Origin of the sequence: Geopseudomonas aromaticivorans (assembly GCF_019097855.1) — a bacterium.
GTDB lineage: Bacteria > Pseudomonadota > Gammaproteobacteria > Pseudomonadales > Pseudomonadaceae > Geopseudomonas > Geopseudomonas aromaticivorans.
Genome location: NZ_JAHRGL010000055.1, coordinates 1 through 1,734, shown reverse-complemented (window position 1 = coordinate 1,734; position 1,734 = coordinate 1). Strand labels below are relative to the sequence as shown.

Sequence of the window (1,734 nt, the reverse complement as noted above, 5' to 3'; positions counted from 1 at the left end):
CCGGCACCTTCGCCACCGCGCAGGGCGGCAGCATCACCATCGCCAGCGATGGCAGCTACACTTACGCCCCGGCCGCCAACTTCCACGGCACCGACTCGGTGGACTACACCGTCACCGACGGCAGCCTGAGCGATGTCGGTACCCTGACGATCACCGTCACTGCGGTGAACGACGCGCCGGTGGCGGTGGACGATGCGGCCAGCACCGCGGAAGACAGCGTGCTGACCGGCAGCGTGGAGCTGGACGCCAACGACAGCGACCTGGATGGCGACAGCCTGTCGGTGGTGGCCGGCACCTTCGCCACCGCGCAGGGCGGCAGCATCACCATCGCGGCCGACGGCAGCTACAGTTACACCCCGGCGGCGAACTTCCATGGCACCGACTCGGTGGACTACACCGTCACCGACGGCAGCCTGAGCGATGTCGGCACCCTGACGATCACCGTCACCCCGGTCAACGATACGCCGGATGCGGTCAACGACAGCGTCACCGTCGCCGAGGACAGCGGCACTACGGTCATCAACGTGCTGGGCAACGACAGCACCGGCCCGGACAGCGGCGAGACCCTGACCGTGACCGGCGTGACCCAGCCGGCTGTCGGCGGCAGCGTCTCCCTGGTCGGCGGCGTGGTGTCCTTCACCCCGGACGCCAACTGGAACGGCACCACCTCGTTCACCTACACCGTCAGCGACGGCAACGGCGGCAGCGATACCGCCACCGTCGACGTCACCGTCACCCCGGTGAACGATGCCCCGGTGGCGGTGGACGATGCGGCCAGCACCGCGGAAGACAGCGTGCTGACCGGCAGCGTGGAGCTGGATGCCAACGACACCGACCTGGATGGCGACAGCCTGTCGGTCGTGGCCGGCACCTTCGCCACCGCGCAGGGCGGCAGCATCACCATCGCGGCCGACGGCAGCTACAGTTACACCCCGGCGGCGAACTTCCATGGCACCGACTCGGTGGACTACACCGTCACCGACGGCAGCCTGAGCGATGTCGGCACCCTGACGATCACCGTCACTGCGGTGAACGACGCGCCGGTGGCGGTGGACGATGCGGCCAGCACCGCGGAAGACAGCGTGCTGACCGGCAGCGTGGAGCTGGATGCCAACGACACCGACCTGGATGGCGACAGCCTGTCGGTCGTGGCCGGCACCTTCGCCACCGCGCAGGGCGGCAGCATCACCATCGCGGCCGACGGCAGCTACAGTTACACCCCGGCGGCGAACTTCCATGGCACCGACTCGGTGGACTACACCGTCACCGACGGCAGCCTGAGCGATGTCGGCACCCTGACGATCACCGTCACTGCGGTGAACGACGCGCCGGTGGCGGTGGACGATGCGGCCAGCACCGCGGAAGACAGCGTGCTGACCGGCAGCGTGGAGCTGGATGCCAACGACACCGACCTGGATGGCGACAGCCTGTCGGTCGTGGCCGGCACCTTCGCCACCGCGCAGGGCGGCAGCATCACCATCGCGGCCGACGGCAGCTACAGTTACACCCCGGCGGCGAACTTCCATGGCACCGACTCGGTGGACTACACCGTCACCGACGGCAGCCTCACCGATATCGGTACCCTGACGATCACCGTCACTGCGGTGAACGATGCGCCGGATGCGGTCAACGACAGCGTCACCGTCGCCGAGGACAGCGGCACTACGGTCATCAACGTGCTGGGCAACGACAGCATCAGCCCGGACAGCGGCGAGACCCTGACCGTCACCGGCG

1 protein-coding gene is annotated in these 1,734 nt (G+C 68.5%); it reads left to right on the top strand.

Features of this window, described 5'->3' with window-relative positions; all coding sequences use genetic code 11:
* The coding region (locus tag KRX52_RS15900) for a cadherin-like domain-containing protein (protein ID WP_217682711.1) at positions 1–1,734 on the top strand (1,734 nt) is incomplete at both ends.